The 20,418-nt window shown below is 60.6% G+C and carries 18 protein-coding genes; 8 read left to right on the plus strand and 10 right to left on the minus strand.

Annotated features, from left to right (window positions below):
* Positions 1-42 precede the first annotated feature (42 nt).
* The 3 genes from RY113_RS04320 to RY113_RS04330 form a co-directional block, all read right to left on the minus strand.
* Positions 43-663, minus strand: coding sequence for an MBL fold metallo-hydrolase (locus RY113_RS04320; protein ID WP_315913665.1), 621 nt, complete (start codon positions 661-663; stop codon positions 43-45).
* Complete coding sequence (locus tag RY113_RS04325; protein ID WP_315913666.1) at positions 663-1,760, minus strand: S-(hydroxymethyl)mycothiol dehydrogenase; 1,098 nt, start codon at positions 1,758-1,760, stop codon at positions 663-665. Before RY113_RS04325 ends, RY113_RS04320 begins: the two co-directional genes overlap by 1 nt.
* A gap of 116 nt (positions 1,761-1,876) precedes the next feature.
* A complete protein-coding gene (locus RY113_RS04330; protein WP_110106510.1) occupies positions 1,877-2,134 on the minus strand; it encodes a mycoredoxin in 258 nt (85 codons plus the stop codon).
* A 104-nt stretch (positions 2,135-2,238) separates the two neighbouring features.
* Between RY113_RS04330 and RY113_RS04335 the strand changes: the two genes are divergently transcribed.
* Positions 2,239-2,964 carry an SOS response-associated peptidase gene (locus RY113_RS04335; protein WP_315913813.1) on the plus strand — a complete coding sequence of 242 codons (726 nt, stop codon included), beginning with the start codon at positions 2,239-2,241 and terminating at the stop codon, positions 2,962-2,964.
* Positions 2,965-3,009: 45 nt separating this feature from the next.
* Here RY113_RS04335 and RY113_RS04340 read toward each other — a convergent pair whose 3' ends face one another.
* The 4 genes from RY113_RS04340 to RY113_RS04355 form a co-directional block, all read right to left on the minus strand.
* Entirely contained in the window at positions 3,010-3,411 is a 402-nt protein-coding gene (locus RY113_RS04340) for a hypothetical protein (protein ID WP_315913667.1), read from the minus strand.
* A gap of 34 nt (positions 3,412-3,445) precedes the next feature.
* Positions 3,446-4,255: an LCP family protein gene (locus RY113_RS04345; RefSeq protein ID WP_315913668.1), complete on the minus strand. Its 810-nt coding sequence runs from the start codon at positions 4,253-4,255 to the stop codon at positions 3,446-3,448.
* 230 nt (positions 4,256-4,485) lie between these two features.
* Positions 4,486-4,740, minus strand: coding sequence for a VOC family protein (locus tag RY113_RS04350; protein ID WP_315913669.1), 255 nt, complete (start codon positions 4,738-4,740; stop codon positions 4,486-4,488).
* 23 nt (positions 4,741-4,763) lie between these two features.
* Complete coding sequence (locus RY113_RS04355) at positions 4,764-5,270, minus strand: GNAT family N-acetyltransferase (RefSeq protein WP_110106379.1); 507 nt, start codon at positions 5,268-5,270, stop codon at positions 4,764-4,766.
* A 270-nt stretch (positions 5,271-5,540) separates the two neighbouring features.
* On the opposite strand from RY113_RS04355, the gene RY113_RS04360 reads away from it, so the two are divergent.
* From RY113_RS04360 to RY113_RS04390, 7 genes are all read left to right on the plus strand, one after another.
* Positions 5,541-5,942: a hypothetical protein gene (locus tag RY113_RS04360; protein WP_110106380.1), complete on the plus strand. Its 402-nt coding sequence runs from the start codon at positions 5,541-5,543 to the stop codon at positions 5,940-5,942.
* Positions 5,935-9,375: a DNA polymerase III subunit alpha gene (locus RY113_RS04365; RefSeq protein WP_315913670.1), complete on the plus strand. Its 3,441-nt coding sequence runs from the start codon at positions 5,935-5,937 to the stop codon at positions 9,373-9,375. The genes RY113_RS04360 and RY113_RS04365 overlap by 8 nt, the downstream gene beginning before the upstream one ends.
* Positions 9,376-9,449: 74 nt before the next feature.
* Entirely contained in the window at positions 9,450-11,459 is a 2,010-nt protein-coding gene (thrS, locus tag RY113_RS04370; protein WP_315913671.1) for a threonine--tRNA ligase, read from the plus strand.
* Positions 11,456-12,034 (plus strand): HIT domain-containing protein, encoded by a 579-nt coding sequence (locus RY113_RS04375; protein WP_110106383.1) that lies wholly within the window; start codon positions 11,456-11,458, stop codon positions 12,032-12,034. The genes thrS and RY113_RS04375 overlap by 4 nt, the downstream gene beginning before the upstream one ends.
* Positions 12,034-12,660 (plus strand): phosphatidylinositol phosphate synthase, encoded by a 627-nt coding sequence (gene pgsA / locus RY113_RS04380; protein ID WP_315913814.1) that lies wholly within the window; start codon positions 12,034-12,036, stop codon positions 12,658-12,660. The genes RY113_RS04375 and pgsA overlap by 1 nt, the downstream gene beginning before the upstream one ends.
* 110 nt (positions 12,661-12,770) lie before the next feature.
* Entirely contained in the window at positions 12,771-13,673 is a 903-nt protein-coding gene (gene pdxS / locus RY113_RS04385; RefSeq protein WP_110106512.1) for a pyridoxal 5'-phosphate synthase lyase subunit PdxS, read from the plus strand.
* A gap of 178 nt (positions 13,674-13,851) precedes the next feature.
* Entirely contained in the window at positions 13,852-14,745 is an 894-nt protein-coding gene (locus RY113_RS04390) for a dihydrodipicolinate synthase family protein (RefSeq protein ID WP_315913672.1), read from the plus strand.
* Between the two features lie 61 nt (positions 14,746-14,806).
* Here the strand turns inward: RY113_RS04390 and RY113_RS04395 are convergent, their stop codons facing one another.
* From RY113_RS04395 to asnB, 3 genes are all read right to left on the minus strand, one after another.
* Entirely contained in the window at positions 14,807-15,487 is a 681-nt protein-coding gene (locus RY113_RS04395; RefSeq protein ID WP_315913673.1) for a GNAT family N-acetyltransferase, read from the minus strand.
* Between the two features lie 4 nt (positions 15,488-15,491).
* A complete protein-coding gene (locus RY113_RS04400) occupies positions 15,492-17,543 on the minus strand; it encodes a M3 family metallopeptidase (RefSeq protein WP_315913674.1) in 2,052 nt (683 codons plus the stop codon).
* A gap of 93 nt (positions 17,544-17,636) precedes the next feature.
* Positions 17,637-20,321: an asparagine synthase (glutamine-hydrolyzing) gene (gene asnB, locus RY113_RS04405; protein WP_315913675.1), complete on the minus strand. Its 2,685-nt coding sequence runs from the start codon at positions 20,319-20,321 to the stop codon at positions 17,637-17,639.
* Positions 20,322-20,418: the final 97 nt, after the last annotated feature.

Below are 20,418 nucleotides of genomic sequence, written 5' to 3' on the forward strand. Positions count from 1 at the left end.
ATAGGGACCATATCTCACGGATCGATGATTTGGTGCTCTGTTCTACTCCTTGATGGCCAGAATTCCCGGCGCCTCGGCATCAACAGTGGTGGAGTCGCCGTGTCCGGTGTTGACCACAGTCTCGCCCGGCAGGGTCATGAGACGTTCAGTAATTGATTTCACTATTGTGGGGAAATCGCTGTACGAGCGTCCTGTTGCCCCAGGGCCGCCATTGAACAAGGTATCGCCGGAGAACACTGTGCCTAGTTCCGCGGCGTAAAAGCAGGTGGAGCCGGGGGAGTGGCCGGGTGTGTGAATCGCCGTCAGTGCAGTGCCTGCAATCTCAAAGCCGTCGCCATCAGCGATGGTTCCGTCCGGCGTCGTCCCTGGATAAATGTCTTCCCACAGCATTTGGTCTGCGGGGTTCATGAGCACCGGTGCCGCCACCAAAGTGGCGAACTCGCGAGCGTGGCGGATGTGATCATCGTGGCCGTGCGTGAGCAGAACGGCCTTGACGGCTCTGCCCCCCACCGCGGTGGCAATGGCGGCGGCGTTGTGGGCTGGATCGATCACATAAACCTCTGCGTCATCACCCACTATCCACACGTTGTTATCAACATCCCAGGTGCCGCCGTCGAGTGAAAAAGTTCCCGAGGTTACCAGGTGTTCGATCCGTGCACTCATCAGAATACCACCACAGAGCGCAGCACTGAGCCTTCGCCCATCTTGGCAAACGCTGCCTCGATGTCCGCAATGCCAATGCGTTCGGTGACAAAGGCATCCAGATCCAGCTTGCCCTGCTTGTACAGTTCAACGAGCATGGGGAAATCACGCGAGGGCAGGCAATCCCCGTACCAGGAGGACTTCAGGGAACCACCGCGACCAAACACGTCCAGCAGAGGCAGTTCCACGGTCATCTCGGGCGTGGGTACACCCACCAGCACCACGGTTCCAGCCAAATCGCGGGCGTAGAAAGCCTGCTTGTAGGTTTCGGGACGCCCCACGGCGTCAATGACCACATCTGCCCCGAACCCGCCGGTGTGATTCTGGATGGCGGTTACGGCGTCTTCCACCGAGGAGTCCACCGTATGAGTGGCGCCGAAGGCCAAGGCTGCCGCCAACTTCTTAGGATCGCGGTCCACGGCGATCACGGTGGTGGCACCTGCCAGAGCGGCTCCTGCAATCGCGGCGGAACCAACCCCGCCACAACCAATTACGGCCACGGTGTCGCCACGCTTGACACCACCGGTGTTAATGGCTGCGCCAATACCTGCCATGACGCCGCAGCCCAGCAAGCCCACGGCGGCGGGATCCACATCGGGATCTACCTTGGTGCACTGGCCCGCGGCCACGAGAGTCTTTTCAATGAACGCACCAATCCCCAGAGCGGGGGAGAGCTCAGTGCCATCCTCGAGTGTCATTTTCTGGGTGGCATTGGCCGTGTTGAAGCAGTATTGGGCTTGGCCCTTGGCGCAGGCGCGGCAGTTCCCGCACACAGCACGCCAGTTCAGGATCACCCTGTCACCCGGAACAACATTAGTGACACCTTCACCTACGGCACTGACAACGCCGGTGGCTTCATGGCCCAGCAAGAACGGGAAATCGTCGCTGATGCCGCCCTGTTTGTAGTGCAGATCCGTGTGGCAGACACCGCTTGTCAAGATGTCAACGAGAGCCTCTCCCGGGCCGGGATCCGGTACCAGAATGGTTTCCAAGGTGACGGGGGCGTCCTTGTGAAGGACCACTGCGCCCTTGACTTTGTGAACGGTTTTGTTAATCAAAAGAACTCCTTAAATAGCCGTGTCCCTGCCGGGAACACCCAATGGGGTTCCTGACAGGTTACACGCTTTGATACTGCGGAAGAGGCTGGGGAGGGCTGTGCCCCAGCCGCCAGGTCTTAGACGCCCAATTTTTCCTTGACATCCTTGAGGGAGGGGTTGGTGGCAGCTGTGCCATCGGGGTACAAAACCGTAGGGACGGTCTGGTTTCCACCGTTGAGGCTCTCCACCAGTTCGGCAGTGCCGGGAACATCCTCAATGTTGATTTCCGTGTAACCGATCCCTGAAGCGTCCAGCATCTTCTTCAGGCGTTTGCAGTATCCGCACCAAGTGGTGGAAAACATGGTGATGGTGCCAGCGTCGGGGGTGAAGTCCACGGTGGGTGCTCCTTGGTGGTTGGGAGAAAGCGTGCGGTTGCTACTGGTGATAACGCTACCGGGCATGGGAGATATTCCACGATTGATGTGCCACCATGGATGACATGTGTGGACGTTATGTGATGGCCAGGGCCGTTGGTGATCTGGTGGCAGAGTTGGAAGCAGAAGCTGAGGCGTCGCTGGAAGTGCGAGCCTCGTGGAATGTTGCCCCCACCACCGATGTGCCGATCGTATTGGAACGGCTCATAGACGGCACGCTTCACCGGCAGGTGCACATAGCGAAGTGGGGGCTGGTGCCGGGGTGGGCCAAAGATCCCAGCGTCGGGGTGCGAGCCTTCAACGCCCGCAGTGAAACTGTTTTGGACAAGCCCACCTTCCGGGCGGCCATGAAGTCAAAGCGGTGCGGTGTCCCCGTGCAGGGCTATTTCGAATGGAAAAAGTCCCCGGATGGGAAAACCAAGCAGCCCTATTTTGTGCACACCCCCGACGGCGCGCTCATCACCTTTGCCGGGCTGTATGAGTGGTGGAAGGATCCGGACAAGGAAAATGGTGCGCCAGATCAGTGGCTGCTCTCTTGCACCATCTTGACCATGGCATCCCCTCCCAGCGGCGAATTGGCCACCTTACATGACCGTCTCCCCGTCCCGTTGGGGCGGGAAGCCCTGGCCGAATGGCTGGACCCGGAAAGCCCTGCGGTGGCTCCGCTACTGGAAAGTGCCCTTGCACAAGCGTGGGAGCTGGCCGGAACGTGGGTGCTTGATCCGGTCAGTGCCGCCGTGGGCAATGTGCGCAACAACGGACCCGAACTGATTGCACCCATCACGGCCTAATCTCACATCCCGCCCACTGCCCGTTACGCCATTGCCCCCGGCCCCTTACTTAACGCAGGGAATGGTGCCGCCCTGCAGCGCGCCCGTCCAATCGGAGTAAGTGGCGGTAGTGTTGGCTGCAGCTTTTGCGGCTGCTGCCTTGTCCGCAGCGGAGGTCCCGGAGGTGGCAGCTGCTTTGGGAGCCGGTGGCAGCAGTTCCTGCACCGTGGTCTGGACCTGGCCAACGTTGACAGTATTAATGGATTCCCCGTTGGGTGCAGTGCCAAAGCCCGTGATGGGTAGCGTGGTGAAGGAGATATGGCCCGCCGTGATGGCAGTGGCCTGCTGTGCCAGTTCAATGAGGTTCAGGCCCTTGTCCACCACGATGTTGGTGCTGACGGCCGTCAGCACTGCCTCCATTTTTCCGATGTTGGTGAAGGTACCGGCCTGCTTGAGCTGGTGGATCACCGAAACAATGAACGCCTGCTGCCGGCGTTCACGGTCAAGATCGAAAAAAGGCGTAGTTGGGATTGCTGGTATCCCGGCGCTGGCGCACGAACGCCATGGCCTGGCTGGCATCGATCTGTTGCACTCCGGCCTTGAAGTTCGCGCCGGAATACGTGCCCGCCGTGGCTTGGCGCACGCACACGGTGATGGGGGCGATTGCCTGGGCCACTTCGTAAAACCCTGCCATTGTCACTTCCACAAAGTGGTCAATGTGCACGCTGCCCAGGAATTGGCTCACCGTATCGATTTCGGCGGTGCGCCCTGCATCCCGCGCCTGCTGGTAGGTGGCGTTGTCATTGGATTGCCCTGCGTTCCGCAACGTGGTCTGTTCGGCGGCGAGGCCATCCCCGTAGGCTTCTTTGATCTTGCCGTAGGTGCCGGACTCTGCCGGAATGCCGGCAAGCTCAACGTAGTCGTCACGGGGGATGGAGATGGCAGTGGCCTTGGCGCCGTCGGCCGGGATGTGAATGAGCATCAGGACATTGGCGTTGTAGCCGCCAACGCTCTGGCCGCCGGCGTCGAGAGCGTTGTAGAGGGCGGGCGAGAGCGGTTTGCCCTGCTCGTCAAGTCTTGAGTCGAGGCCCATGACGAGTATGTTCGTATCTTTGCTGAGTTTGGGAACCAGATGCGCGGCGGTGAGTGCGTCCGAGCGCGCAATATGGTTGTTGGCGTTGATGACATTGAAGGCCACAAAGCCGACGGCCACCACCCCCGTCACCACGGAAATCACCAACCGGCGCCGGCGCTTGTGCTTGGCACCGGGCCTGGCCAAGTGCCTCTCCGGGCTCTGTATCTCCGGGCTCATGGTCACGCTCCTTGCTGCACCCCCACCGCAAAATCGCCGACCCGTCATGATGATCGGGCACTGAAACCATCTTCACATTGCCCACGGACAAATAGGGGTGAAAAGGCTCAATTGCCGGGGAAGTCCCACCATGTTCCCAGCGTGAGAAAGGAGCCTTGGCCACTCCAGAGGGTAAACCGGCTCGCTGCAGCGCAGGCAACTCAGCTGGCACAATCAGTGGTGCTGGCGGGTCAGACCGTGACGTGACCGGTGCTGTCAACCGCCCAGGTGGGGTTGAAAGCGACCTCCCAATGGAAGCCATCCGGGTCAGAGAAGTATCCGCTGTACCCACCCCAAGGCTGGTGGGCGGCTGGATGTTCGATGCCGGCACCGGCCTCCCGTGCCTGCGCCAAGACCGCATCCACCTTAGCCACGCTGGCAACGTTGTGGCTCAGACTGATGGGAGGGACGCCGTGGGATGGGGTAACGCCCAGCTCGGTGGCCATGGCTGCGCGGTCCCATAGGGGCTTTAGTCGTCGTCTTCTTCCGGTGACCAGCGGTGGAAGTCCAAGGAGAGGTACAAGGCTAAGGCGGCCGAGTTGGTGGATTCCACGCGCAAAGCGACGTCACGCTTGCCGTTGTTGAACAAGGTGTCCAAGGTGGCCAGCACCAGGTCCTCAGCCAAACCCCGGCGGCGGTGCTCGCGGTCCGTAATCAGTTCAATGATGAAGGGGGCATCAGGCATGGCGTCGCCAAGAGCGCGCTCAACAACCAGGACGGCGGCAACGATCTTGCCGTTCTCGTCCAAGGCAACGTGGGAGGCGTCAGGGAGGAGGGTGCCGTACTTTCCAACAAACGCATTCTTCATATCAGCTATGGCGGCATCCAGAGTCTCCCCGGCAATGCCTGCGTCGTAGGCGGTGAAGTACAGTTCGCCGAGACGGGGCAGGTCAGAATCGACAATGGTGCGGGAGGCAGTTTTGAGTTCCCGTTCCAGCGGCGTGGTTCTAGCGATGAGGGTGACCATGTCAGTCATGGAACGCTCCTTTAAGTTGTTGTGACACCTGTGATAAGACCCAGCCTGCAGCTATAAGGCCATGCTAGACGCATGAGGTGTCCCCAGTCATCCAGATAATGGTTTGCGCTCCTGGTAGGTGCCCGTTCGGGTGCTTCTTCCCAATTGGCGGATGTATGCCGCGTGAAATTGAGCGTACACTTAAATCTAGTCGAATATATGTACTAATAATTTATTTCCCCCTGAACAGCTCTCATGATTATCCGTTCTGGTGGAGATTGGAGCGCGCACATGGGCACCTTTACGGACGCCGTCACAATGGAATGCTCCCCGGAGGGGGAGCCGCTGCGGTTGTGGTGGCGCGGGCTCCTTCATGAGGTCATTGCCCCGCCCATGAACTGGTATCAGCGCCGGCCCTGGTGGACGGACCAGAGAAGCCTAAGGCCTGGGGAAGGTGTGGGGTATGTGGACGTCCAGATATGGCGTTTGCAGGTACTGCGGGAAGACGAAGCAGAAAGCCTGACAATGGATGTGGTGCTGTACCGGCCCAGTCTGCGATGGCGTGTCATGAAAGTTCACGCCCGGGTTCCCCTCGCGGCCAAGGAGGCGCAGGAGCTGGTATCCCCGGAGTGCGCGAACGCGGAAGTGCTGCCCGTGGAAGTAGCTGGCACGGAGGAGTGGTTTGGTGCGTAACTTTATCCACTTGCACGCAGCCACGGCCTTTAGCGCACACTTTGGGGTCTCGTGGCCGGAGGAGATGGCCCAAGCCGCAGCAGCTGACGGTGCTGATGCGCTCGCCATCACTGACCGGGACGGCCTCTATGGGGCTGTTAAGCATGTTAAGGCGTGCATGGCCGCCGGGATCGACCCGATTATTGGGGTTGATGTGGCTGTCCGTGAAGAGGTTGGAGATGTTATTGAGGTCACCGGCAGGGTGGTGGTGCTGGCCCATGGCGGGGCCTCCGCACGCCCCGGGGCCGGTTATGGCGCACTGTGCCGGCTGATTTCAACAGCGCACAGTGCGCCCAAGGGCCCGGTAGGCCTGACCCTGACACAACTGGCGCAAGGTGTTCTGGACCCAGAGTCCGGGCGGCCCGTGCTGAGCGTTTTGCTGGGTCCGTATTCCCCCGTGGGTAAGGCCATGGAGAGCCGCAAATATTTGCTTCCCCGCAGCAAGTTCAAGCAGTGGAAAGAGGCCATGCCGGCTGGTTCTCTTGTGGCGGAAATCACCAGCCATTTGAATGCCCCGGGTGATCCGCTGAGCACAACCCACGCTGTGCGCATGGTGAAATTGGCGCAGGAATTTGATGTTCCAGCGGTCTTGAGTAACGCCGTCCGCTATGTCAATCAAGAAGATGGGCCCATCGCCGATGTGCTTGACGCCGCCAAGAGCATCGCCTCCCTGGCGGCGTTGAACACCCTGCAGCCCACAGGGCAGGCATGGCTGAAAAGTGCCGCCCAGATGGGAGAAATAGCACGGGACATTGTCTCCCAGGGCGGTTACGGCAGCGCGGGGCTGGCCCGGCTATGGGCCAACACGGCACAGCTGGCGGATAAATGCCGCCTTGATCCGTCAACAGATTTGGGCTGGAAACAGCCGCACACCCCGGAAAGCGAGGTGCTTGGGCTGACGCAAACTGCCGGCCGGGAATTGCAGCAGCGCACGGAATCGGCGCTTGTGCAACGGTTTGCCGGGCTTTCCGGCGGCAAGCTCGAAAAGGTCAAGGACAGGTTGGCGGTGGAGTTGGGCACCATCTCCGAGCTGGGCTTTGAAACGTACTTTCTCACCGTGGCTGAAGTATCGGACATGATCGCCGGCATGGGTGTGCGCCGGGCCGCACGAGGTTCCGGTGCGTCGTCGTTGGTTAACTACCTGCTGGGCATCAGCGCTGTGGACCCCATCGCCAACAACCTTCTCTTTGAACGGTTCCTCTCCAACGACAGGTCCACCCTGCCCGACATTGACTTGGATGTGGAAAGTGCGCAACGGCACAACGTGTACAAACGCATCTTTGAGCGTTTCGGGTCGAAGCGGGTGACTTTGATGAGCATGCAAAACAGTTACCGGGCCCGTGGCGCCGTCAGAGATGCCGGACTTGCCTTGGGGTTGGATAAGGCGGACATCGATCAGATTGCCAAACAGCTGTGGCGGATCCCGGCAGGCTCCTTGAGGGAGGCCCTGGCGCAGAAACCCGAATTACGTGATTTAGCGGCCCAGGTGCACCAGTCCCTTCAAGCCCCGTCCCAGACTGAACTGGAGGGGATCCAGGGTGCGGCCCAGGCGCCGGCGCTGAACCTCTTGGTGGATGTCACAGAACGGCTTGATAGCCTGCCCCGGCATATCTCCATGCATCCGTGCGGAGTGATCTTGGGGGATTCAACCCTGCTGGGCCGCACCCCCGTCCAACCCAGCGGCATGGGGCTGCCCATGAGCCAGTTCGATAAGCACGACATGGACGCCATGGGCATGCTCAAACTCGATGTCCTGGGTGTGCGCATGCAAAGTGCCATGGCCCATGCGGTGCAGGAGATCATCCGCTTGCACCCTTCACGGGAGGAAGTGGCCGCCCAGGGCGGGCATGACCTCGCCGCGCCCTTCCTGGGGGAGGGCGGAGCCATTGACCTTGACGCCATACCTCTCGACGACGAACCCACCTTTGAGCTGATTCGCAGCACCCACACGCTGGGATGTTTTCAGATTGAATCTCCGGGGCAGCGTGAACTGGTAGGGAAAATGGCCCCCACCGAGTTCAGCGACCTTGTCATTGACATCTCCCTCTTCCGGCCAGGGCCCATGAAATCCAACATGGTCAAACCATTTTTGGAAAGCCGCTCCGGATTCGCACAACCGCATTATGCCCACCCGGACCTCATCCCGGTGCTGGCGGAAACACACGGGGTAACCGTCTTTCATGAGCAAGTGCTGCGCACCCTGGCCATCATGACGGGCTGCACCCTGTCCCGGGCTGACGAATTCCGGCGCGGACTGGGCAAAGCGATGGTGGAACCCGTGGTGGAAAAGTATTTTAGGGACAAAGCCGCCCACAAGGGCTACAGCCCTGCCGTGATCGAAGAAGTGTGGGCCACCTTATCCGCCTTCGGAAGCTTCGGCTTCTGCAAAGCCCACGGAGCAGCGTTCGCCGTCCCTACCTACCAATCGGCGTGGCTGAAGGCGCACCACCCCGCCGAGTTCATGGCGGGGCTATGGGAACATGACCCCGGAATGTATCCGCGCCGTCTGCTCGTGGCAGAAGCCCGGCGCATGGGCATTCCCATTCTTCCCCTGGACATTAACGCCAGCGCCGGTGAGTACCATGCCGAACGCACTGATAGCGGAGAGATTGGGGTGCGGCTCAGTTTGGCCGGGGTATACGGGCTCTCTGCCACGGAGTTGAAACGTATCGTGGCGGGTCAGCCGTACGGCTCACTGGCGGAGCTGCGAGATAAAGCAAAACTCAGCCGGCCCACCTTGAAACGGTTGGCCCAGCTGGGCGCACTTGACCCGTTGCACAATCAGGCAAAGGACCGCACCGGAAGTACCGCCAATCGTGCCGATCTAGTGGCCCATGTCAACAGCCTGCCCGCCCATAAGAGCAACAAGGCCAATGACCCCATCCATGGGCAATTCGCCCTGCCCATGGATGATGTGGAACTGGGCGCGCTCGCCGTCGGGCATCCAGAAAGCAGTCTGGCTGAGATAGTGAGCACAGAGCTGGATCTGCTCTCCATGGATGTCAGTGGCCATCTCATGGACAGTTATGCACCCCTTCTTGACCGGTTGGGGGTGAGCCGGGCGGATCAACTCCTTGGCCTGCGCAATAACACTGAGGTTTTGGTGGCCGGGGTGCGGGTGGCCACCCAAACCCCGCCCATGAGGGGTGGCAAACGGGTGGTGTTCATCAGTGTTGACGACGGCACCGGCTGCGTTGACACCACGTTCTTCACGCAAGCGCAGCAAAAATCCGGGCCGCTGCTCTTTGGTACTCGCATGCTGCTGATCCGCGGACTGACCCGGCGCACCGGGCCCCGCGGGATCACGGTGCAGGCGCTGGAGGCTTGGGACCTGCAGGACACTGCCCGCCTGCCCACACCGCCCGGGTTGGTTGGGGCGCCAGCAAACCGATAACATCAAGGAGGCTCACAGCAACCCCCGTATGTTGCTTGGATATGGAGCCGCACATAACAAACAAGGAGTTAGACGTGCCAGTGGATTCACAAATCACCATCAAGGTCGACGGCGAGACGACTACGGTGGCCACAGGCACCACCGGTGCGGAGCTGTTCTTTGAACGCCGCGACGTTGTTGTCATGCGCATGGACGGCACCTTGAAGGACCTCTCCGCCGTACTGGCCGAGGGCGCCTCCGTGGAGTCAGTCACCATTGATTCCCCCGACGGACTGGACGTGCTGCGCCACTCCACCGCGCACGTCATGGCCCAGGCCGTGCAGCAGCTGCGCCCCGATGCCAAGCTCGGCATTGGCCCTTACATCACCGACGGCTTTTACTTCGACTTTGATGTGGCCGAGCCCTTCACGCCGGAAGATCTGAAGACGCTTGAGAAGATGATGCTCAAGATCGTCAACCAAAACCAGAAGTTCGCACGCCGGGTGGTCTCCGAGGATGAAGCCCGCGTGGCCATGGCCAATGAGCCGTACAAGCTGGAACTGCTCGGCAAGGCTTCCGACGCCGATGCCGCTGGTGAAGGTGTCAACGTAGAAGTCGGTGCCGGGGACATCACCATTTACTCCAACATTGACCGCAAGAGCGGCGAAGAGGTGTGGTGTGATCTGTGCCGCGGCCCGCACCTGCAAAACACGAAGTTGATCTCCAACGCCTTCGCACTGACGCGCACCTCCGCCGCCTACTGGCTGGGCAACCAGAACAACCAGCAGCTCCAGCGCATTTACGGAACGGCCTGGCCCACCAAGGAAGCCCTCAAGGCCTACCAGGAACGCATTGCCGAGGCCGAGCGCCGCGACCACCGCAAGCTCGGTGTGGAGCTTGATTTGTTCTCCTTCCCCGATGAGTTGGGCTCGGGCCTGCCCGTGTTCCACCCCAAGGGCGGGATCATCCGCAAGGAGATGGAAGACTACTCGCGCAAGCGCCATGTTGAAGCCGGGTATGACTTCGTCTACACCCCTCACATCACCAAGGGCCACTTGTACGAGGTTTCCGGACACCTTGACTGGTACAAGGACGGCATGTTCCCGGCCATGCATGTGGATGCTGAACTCAATGAGGACGGCACAGTGCGCAAGCCCGGCCAGGACTACTACCTCAAGCCCATGAACTGCCCCATGCACAACTTGATCTTCCGCTCCCGCGGGCGCTCCTACCGTGAGCTGCCGCTGCGCCTGTTCGAATTCGGTTCGGTGTACCGCTACGAAAAGTCCGGTGTGGTGCACGGGCTGACCCGTGTGCGTGGCATGACACAGGACGACGCCCACATCTACTGCACCAAGGAGCAGATGAAAGATGAGCTCACCGAAACCCTAAACTTTGTGCTCTCACTGCTCAAGGACTATGGGCTAGATGACTTCTACCTGGAACTCTCCACAAAGAACCCGGAAAAGTTTGTTGGTGACGATGCTATCTGGGAAGAAGCCACCAACACCCTGGCCGAGGTTGCTGCGGCCTCCGGGCTGGAACTAGTAGCCGATCCCGGTGGGGCCGCGTTCTACGGTCCCAAAATTTCGGTCCAGGCCAAGGATGCGCTGGGCCGCACCTGGCAGATGTCCACTATTCAGCTGGACTTCAACCTGCCGGAGCGTTTCGAGCTGGAATACCAGGCTGCCGATGGCACCCGCCAGCGCCCCGTCATGATCCACCGCGCCCTGTTCGGGTCTGTGGAACGCTTCATGGGCGTGCTGACCGAGCACTACGCCGGCGCTTTCCCGGCTTGGCTTTCCCCGGTGCAAGTTGTTGCCATCCCTGTGGCTGAGGCGTTCAATGACTACATGTTTGACGTGGTCGCGCAGCTTAAAGCGGCCGGCATCCGTGCCGAGGTGGACATCTCCAGCGATCGCTTCCCCAAGAAAATCCGTACGGCCAGCAAGGATAAGGTACCGTTTGTGCTGATCGCTGGCGGGGACGACGCTGACGCAAACGCTGTGTCCTTCCGTTTCCGCGACGGCAGCCAGGACAACGGCGTACCTGTTCAAGAAGCAGTGCGCCGCATTGTTGAGGCTGTTCGGAACCGCACGGCGTGAGCAGCCTTGGTGGGGAGTCCGATCCCGTTGCAATAGATGATTTCGAACTCCCAGGGGTTCCGGACGCCTTCCAACGGCTGTGGACGCCCCACCGGCTGGCCTATGTCAAGGGCGGGCAGGAGCAGGTTACAGGCAAGCACAACTGCCCGTTCTGCGAGGCTCCCGGGCGCAGTGATGAAGAGTCCCTCATTGTCCACCGCGGCAAGCTGGTGTTTGTGGTGCTGAACCTCTACCCGTACAACCCGGGGCATCTACTGGTCTGCCCTTACCGGCACGTGCCGGACTACACGGACCTAACGGTGGAGGAAAGCGCAGAATTTGCTGCGCTGACACAACAAGCCATGCGGGTTCTGAGGCACGTGGCCAACCCTTCCGGATTCAACCTGGGCATGAACCAGGGAGTCACCGGGGGTGCCGGCATAGCGGCCCATCTGCACCAGCACGTGGTGCCTCGGTGGGGTGGTGATGGCAATTTCATGCCCATTATTGCCGGAACCAAGGCCATCACTCAAACTCTAGGCGATGTCCGCCAACAGGTTGCTGAGGCCTGGAACAACGCTGAACAGGGGAAGTGATGCTAAACAAGTACGCGCGTGCTCTTTTTGCCGCCATCTTCACCCCGGTCGCAACACTTCTGGTGCGGCTGAAGGTTTCACCCGATGCCGTCACCATCATCGGCACCTTAGGCGTTGCCGGCGGCGCCCTGATCGGGTACCCGCTGGGGGAACTGTTCTGGGGCACCGTGGTCATTACAGTGTTTGTCTTCTCTGACATTGTGGACGGGCTCATGGCCAGGATGCTGGGCCGCTCGGGCAAATGGGGTGCCTTTTTGGACTCCACCCTTGACCGGGTGGGAGACGGAGCAGTGTTTGCCGGTATTGTCATCTGGTTTTACACAGGTGGCAACAACCACTTCATTGCCGCGATGGCGCTGACGTGCCTGGTGCTGGGCTCCATTGTCTCCTACGCCAAGGCACGCGCCGAAGGTCTGGGCATGACCGCTAATGTTGGCATTGCTGAACGCTCCGACAGGCTCGTGGTGGTGCTCGTGGCGACCGGCCTGGTAGGGCTGGGAATACCCGAAGCCGTGCTCGCCGTGGTGCTTGTCCTGTTGGCCATTGCCAGCCTGGTGACCGTGTTCCAGAGGATTGGGACGGTGCGCCGCCAAGCGTTGGCGGGCAGTAACGCAGAGGGACAGTAACACTAGTTTTTATCCCCTCTGGGGCTCGGAATAGAATGATCGCACCCGTGAAACATGTCACGTTTGACGGGTGCGAGAAAATTTTCCGTTCCTTCCCAGAGGGGTTTTTTGTGTCTACACCCGAGGTAACACCCGTGACCGGCAGCAGCCGGGTAAAGCGCGGCATGGCCGACATGCTCAAGGGCGGCGTCATTATGGACGTGGTCAACGTTGAGCAGGCAAAGATCGCCGAAGATGCCGGCGCCGTGGCCGTCATGGCCCTGGAACGCGTCCCGGCAGATATTCGTGCCCAGGGCGGGGTCTCCCGCGCCAGTGATCCGGACATGATTGATGCCATCATTGCCGCAGTGTCCATCCCCGTCATGGCCAAGGCCCGCATTGGCCACTTCGTGGAGGCCCAGGTACTGGAGTCCCTCGGAGTGGACTTTGTGGATGAATCTGAGGTCCTGACCCCAGCCGACTACGAGCACCACATCGACAAATGGAACTTCAAGGTTCCTTTTGTCTGCGGAGCCACCAACTTAGGTGAAGCACTGCGGCGCATCAACGAGGGTGCGGCCATGATCCGCTCCAAGGGTGAGGCCGGCACCGGAGATGTCTCCAACGCCACGGGTCACATGCGCAAAATCCGCACCCAGATCGCCCAGCTGGCTGCCTTGCCTGCCGACGAACTGTACGTGGCGGCGAAGGAACTCCAAGCCCCGTATGAACTCGTCAAGGAAGTTGCCGCCTCCGGCAAACTCCCCGTAGTTCTGTTCACCGCTGGCGGCATCGCCACCCCGGCCGACGCCGCCATGATGATGCAGCTCGGCGCTGATGGCGTGTTCGTCGGTTCCGGCATCTTCAAGTCCGGCAACCCGGCTCAGCGTGCCGCCGCCGTGGTCAAGGCCACCACGTTCTATGACGATCCGTCCGTGATCGCCAACGTCTCCCGCGGTCTGGGCGAAGCCATGGTGGGCATCAACGTGGCCGACCTCCCCGAGCCGCACCGCCTCTCTGAGCGCGGCTGGTAACAGCCAGTTGCTTTGACGCGGAGGCTGGCGGCGCCGGGGGACGAAAGTTCCCCGGCGCCGCTGCCTTAAATACCGCCGCTGCCTTAATGACCGCCGCTGCCCCACTAACCCCCAACGCTCGGTTAGATCCGGGCCTTTTTTCCTGAACGCTACCTCACCTGACCGGAGGATAACACCCATGACCAGGCACTTCACCGGCTTGATCGCCTATCCCATCACACCCTTGACGCACGACGACGAACCCGACATGGGTGCCTTGGCGCACCTCGTGCACAATGCCGCGCGGGCAGGCGTTTCCGGCATTACCGTGCTTGCCACGTCAGGCGCGGGAGTGACGTTCGACCGGGGCGAGCGGAAGTCGGTGGTAGAGGCAGCAGTTCAGGCCGCCGAGGGTGCTGCCATGGCCGGGGATGCGCCTATTCCTGTCTACGCTGCCGTCAGTGCCGCCTCCACCCGTCAGGTGCGCCAGTTTTCCCAGGATGCTGAGCGGGCGGGAGCTGCCGGCCTGCTAGTGGCGCCCTTCTCCTACCTCCCGCTTTCTGATGGGGAAGTGCGGACGCTGTTTGCCGAAGTTGCCGACGCGACGGAGCTGCCACTGTGCTTCTACAACAAGCCCGTCCAGACCCAATACGACCTCACACCGGCAACCCTGACACATTTGGCCAACACGGCCCGTGTCGTGGCCGTGAAGGAAACCATGCGGCGCGAGCACATCGTGTCCCGGGTCAGTGTGCTTCGGGACGCCTCCGGTCCGGACTTTTCCCTCGGGCTCAGCTCGGATGTGCAACTGCTCGCTGACAGGCCCGACGTCGATGCCTGGCACACGGGCTTGGCTGCGCTCATGCCAGCTGATTATGCGCAGGTGTGGAGCCGGAGCCGAAATGGGCATGAGCAGGGGAGCGGCCTAGCCCTGTTACAGGCCGTGGCTTTGGCGCTCTCCGGAGTGCGACATTCGGTGGGGGCCCTGCATGCGCTGGCGGGGGAGTTGGGAGTGGCAACAGCGAATCCCCGGGGCCCGTTTGGGCTGCCAGGCAGCGCGGATGTGCAGCTGCTGCAGGCCGCACTTAGCTAGCCTGAAATTCACCAACTACTGCGATATCGAACCGAAAAATGGCGCCATTGGTGGGATAGCGTCATGAAGGCGGGAGATGCAGCCACCAGGTTTGGCCCTTGCCGATGAGTTCGAACCCGTACTTGCGGTAGAGGCGTTGACCATCAGGGGTGGCGTTGAGCAGCAGATGTTCAGCACCTGCGTTGAAGGCAGCCTCCGAGAGCGTATTCAACAGGGCCGTGCCCAGCCCGGTGCGGCGCTGCTCCGGTGCCACGATCATGTCAAAGATGCCCGCCAGATGCTTTGCGCCCTGATCCGGTGGCAGATACGCGTAGGAGCGCCCGGCCCACTCATCACCGCTGCGGGCCGTGGCCAGCCACACCTGATGTTCCACAAGGGCCGTCAGACTCACCCGCGGATCGGCTTCCTCGCTGGAGCTGGCAACAGTCTCCACGTCCAGCGCACGGGTCATCCACCATGGCTGCCAGCCGCGCTCAAAACGGTACTGCGGCAGAATGCCTTCACGCATGGCGGCATTCATCCAAATACCCACACTGGCGGCACCACGGCGTTCGGCCTCGGCCAGGGCCGGCGCCAAGCCCGCCTCGGTGATCTCGGAAGGGAACAGGCACAGCATTTCCCGGGTCTCGGGCAGCCACACCCAGTCCATGCGGTGCGTGGAAAACGCCCGTCCACCGGTGGCTTCGGCTAGTGCACGGAACCATGCGTGCTGTGTACGTTGACAATCTGCAAGTGTCACCATGTGCTTAGACCAACCCCCGTCGGGCAAGTAGAGGAGCGGTATCGGCAGCACGGCCAGCAAAGTCGGCGAAGGCGAGCAAAGGGTCAACAGAGAATCCGCGGCTCAACACGGTGCTGCGGAAATGCTCACCGTTGGTACGCGTCAGCCCGCCGTTGGACTTGAACCAGGCCACAGTGTCGGCGTCGAGCACCTCGGACCAAAGATAGGAGTAGTAGCCGGCCGCATAACCGCCAGCAAAGATGTGGTTGAAGTAGCCGGTCCGGTAGCGCGGCGGGACGGCGGGAATATCCACACCCGCTGCGGCAAGGGCCGCGGCTTCGAAGGCCAATGGATCTGCTACGGGGGTGCCGGGGGCGAGCTCGTGCCACGCCAGATCCAACAAGGTGGCGCCCAAGTATTCGGTGGTGGCAAAACCCTGACCCCACAAGGCTGCGGCCTGAAGCTTCTCCGCCGTCCCAACGGGTAGGGGTTCGCCCGTTCGGTGATGCTTGGCGTAGTTCGCCAGCACCTCTGGCCAGAGAATCCACATCTCATTGACCTGTGAGGGATACTCCACAAAGTCCCGGGGAACATTGGTCCCGGAAAACTTCGGGTAGCTGACAGCGGAGAACAAGCCGTGCAGGGCATGGCCGAACTCGTGGAAGCAGGTCACCACTTCATCGAAGGTCAACAGCGTAGGTTCACCGGCCGGGGGCTGGGGAATGTTGAGGTTGTTAACCACCACGGCATGAGTGTTCTCAAGGAAAGACTGCTCTACGAAGGAGTTCATCCAGGCCCCTCCACGTTTGGTTGCCCGGGTATAGAAATCGCCCAGGAAGAGACCCAGCACGGAGCCATCAGCATTGCTGACTTCCCAAATACGGACGTCAGGGTGGTAGCCGATGAGATCACTTCGGCGCCTAAAGGTAATTCCGTAGAGCTGGGTGGCCGCATAAAAGACGCCGTTTTCCAGCACCGAGTCAAGTTCAAACCAAGGGCGCAGTGCGGCCTGATCCACACCGTACTCATCGCGGCGGATCTGCTCGGAGTAAAAAGCCCAGTCCCAAGCCTCGATGGAGTGCCCGGCCGTGGCAGCCAGCTTCTCTGCCTCCAAACGGGCATTGCGTACAGCCGCTGCCGTAATAGGGGCCAGCATGCTGTGCACGGCGGCCAACGACGGTGCCGTCTGCGGTTCAATGGAACGCTCAGCTTCGCAAGAGAAGCCAAGCAGCGCAGCCTTTTCGGCCCGCAGCGAAGCCATAGTGGCGGCCAAACCCACAACGGCCGCATCGCCACCACCAGCATCGCCACCACCAGCATCGCCACCACTGCCACGGCCCACCGAGGCCAGATGCAGCTTCTGTCGGGTCTGCCGGTTAGTCAACACCTCCAGAGCCGGCTGTGCCGTGGGCAAGATCAGCGTCAGCAAATATCCCTCCGCATGACCGGCAGCCCGGGCCGCGGCAGCAGCCGTTGCCACGTCATCAGCACTGAGCCCATCGAGTTCGGCCACATCCTGAATGTGCAGGGCAGCCTGGTTCCCGGCCTGCATGACGAGTTGGGAAAACTTGGTACTGAGGGAGGAAAGCTGAGCATTGAGTTCCCGCAAGCGCTCCCGTGACTCCTCTGGAAGCGCCACACCTGCCCGCGTGAAGGCCTTGCGGTACTCAGCCAGTAAGCGCAGCGATTCAGCATCCAAGCCCTCAGCAGGCACCGCGAGCATCCGCTCATACAAGGCACCGTTCAGCAATACCGTATCCTCATGCTCGGCGAGCCGGGGGGCAACAATAGCCTCCAATGCCTGAATCTCCGCGGTCCCATGGGAGCTGGCAATGTTGAAAAACACGTTCACCACGCGCGTCAGGATCGCACCGCTACGCTCCATGGCCAGCACGGTGTTCTCAAAAGTTGCCGCGGCCGGGTCGGAGGTAATGGAGGCGATCTGAGCCAACTGTTCGCTAAAGCCAGCCTCGAACCCGGGCAGGTAATGCACCACGTCAATGGCGGCGAAGTCTGGCAGCTGACAATCGAGCCTGCTGGCCATCAAAAACGGGTTGGGTGAGTTTTCCTCGGTCATGCCTTAACTCTTTCATGGATTAACCCAAGGACGACGGCGAAACGAGAGTTTCGCCGTCGTCCCTGGGAGGGTGCCGCTAAAGGATGCGGTGGCTTACTTCTGGGTGAACACGAGGGACATGGGAGTGGTCTCGGTGGTCTGGCCCTGCGGGTTGTCACGGAAGATGTCTTCCAAGACGGCCTTTGTTAACTGTGTGTCATGGCCCAGTGCCACAACACCGAGATCATTGGCGTCCATGATGGCGGTACCGGCAAACGTTGCCGCGAATTCGGCCGGAACCGAGGCACGCACCAAAGCGCTCAGGCGGGCGGCCACGCCGTCGGGGTCAATCGGAGCGTACTTGACCGAGTGAGTAGAGGTACCCACCTGATAGCCGGCCGCGCCGTCGATCGCGTTGATGTTGTTGCCAACAACTTCGTAGAACACGCCCGACTTGCCCTGCAACTTGCCGATGACCGAGCGCGCCGAGGCGTACATGATCTTGGGCAGACCAACCTCATCAATGGCCAGCTGCATGGACCAGGGACTGGCCAAGCCAATGCCGCCGGGGTTGCGGGTCACGAACTTGGAGAAAATACGTGCCGCGTTAGAGACCTTGATATCCCACACCGGGATGGAGCGGCCCTGCGTCATGGCCACAATCTTTTCCGAGACAAACAAGTACCACGGCGTATCCGCGGTAGCCTCACCATGGTCCCCGCCAGCCGTGGGCAGCCCGTCAAAGTAACGCTTGACGTACTTCATGACCGCCGGGTCAAAGTCGGTTTCCTTGTAGAAAACCTCAGTGCGCAGCGGGTAACGGCGGAAGGTGCCGGCGCCGTTGGGGATGGTGATCTCCAGCTGCTTGTCCGCATTGGGAATGTAATCGCTCTTGCCCTCAATGCCCGCCTTGATCTCGGGCTCGTCAAAGAACTCACGCAGCCACAGCTCGGTGTTGATCAGGCGCCAGAACACCATGGTGGAACCGCCACTCTTGCCACTGAGGAGTTCCTCAAACGCATAAATGACGGCATCCTGGTTCCAGTAGGGGCGGTTACCGAAGGAAGTGGAGAGGAAGATCTCGTAGATCTTTTCCTTCATGTGCCCAAACCACTCCGCCTCCGGGGTGGTGAAGCCAATCTTATTGCGGCGGTTGCTGATCATTTCCGGCAGCAGCTCCCGGGTGGCGTCACGCAAAATGCGCTTGTTCCAGCCGCCCTTGATGATGGATTCGTCATCAAGGCTGAACAGGAACTTCACCACTTCCTTGTCCAGGAACGGCACACGGCCCTCCAAGGAGAAGCGCATGGTGTTCTTGTCCTCGTAGCGCAGCACAGCTGGCAAGGACTTGTGGAACAGGTCGTCAATGAGGCGCAGCTTCAAGTTATCCGGGATGTTGGAGAACTTCTCGGCCTTGTACTTGGCCGTGAACTTCTTGTTCAACAGCGCAGAAACGCCAACTTCCTTCTTGAAGCTGAGCATGCCCTGAATCCGGAACCGGGCCAGCCGGAACAAGATATCTGAGCTGGAAACCAGTTCCTTGGCCAACTTCGCGTTCTGACCCTTGCTCTTCAACTGGCGCAGGTACGCGAAGTAGTAAGGGATATAGCCGGCCATCATCTCATCGGCACCCTGGCCATCGAGCAGCACCGTGACATGCTTGGAGGCCTCGCGCATCACCTGGTACTGGGCGTAAGGGCCCGAGGAGATAATGGGCTCCTCCATGGTGCGCACAAAATCTTCCAGATCATCCACAAATTCACCCGGTTTGGGTAGAATCTTGTGGCTGATGACATTGCCCTCACAACGGGCCAGCACGGCGTCGGCGTACTTTTCCTCGTCGTTGATGGAGTTAGGGAAAATGGCTGAGAATGTTTGCTGCTTGGCTCCGAGGGAGTCCGTGGCAGCCGCGTTTTCCGCCATCAGCTTGTTGATGGTGACCACGACGGCGGACGAGTCTAGTCCGCCGGACAGGGCAGTGCCCACAGGTACTTCAGACTGAAGACGCAGGCGCACACCTTCGGTGAAGCGTTCCTTGTATTCGTCAATGACCGCCTGGGAGTACGGGGTCTCAATCTTGGCCAGTTCGGCCAGCTCTTCCTGGAAGCGCGTGTACTTGCTGATGGTGGCGGTTCCGGCCGGTCCGGCCTCGGAATCCACAGTGTTGAGCACCAGCTTCTCGCCAGGCATGAGCTTCTGCACGCCGGCGAAGAAGGTGCTGGATTCGTCGTCGTGAATCCGGAACTGCAGGTAGCGGAACAGGATCCGCTCATCCACTTCTGCAGCAATCTTGCCGGTGGCCAGCAGAGGCTTGATCTCGGAGCCGAACAGCAAGGTGGGCGCCTGCGGGGTACCGGCAGTGGCGAAGTACAACGGCTTGATGCCGAAGTGATCGCGCGCCAGAACCAGGCGGTTGTTGCGGCGGTCGTGGATGGCAAAGCCGAACATACCGTTGAACTTATCAAAGGCGTCATCGCCCCACTGTTCGTAGGCTTGGAGCACCACTTCGGTGTCCGAGTTGGTGGTGAAACTCCGGCCCAGGGCCTCCAGCTCGGCACGCAGGGCCAAGTAGTTGTAGACCTCGCCGTTGTAGACCAGCACCGTTTCACCGTCGGCGCTGAACATTGGCTCCTGGCCGTGGGCCACATCAATGATGGAGAGGCGACGGTGTGCCAGCCCTACGTTGCCTTGCGTATAAATGCCCTCGCCGTCGGGGCCTCGGTGCACCATGCACGCATTCATCTGCTGCAATAGGGATTCGTCTTCCCCATAACCGTAGTAACCGGCAATTCCGCACATACTTACTTACCTCATCTTTAGTACGTCAGTCCTGCCGACAATGCTACTTGCTTGCGGCACGCTCGCGGCCCACCGCGCTCGGCGAGTAACGGAAGTT

It is taken from the genome of Arthrobacter sp. lap29, from assembly GCF_032458965.1.
Lineage (GTDB): Bacteria > Actinomycetota > Actinomycetes > Actinomycetales > Micrococcaceae > Specibacter > Specibacter psychrochitiniphilus.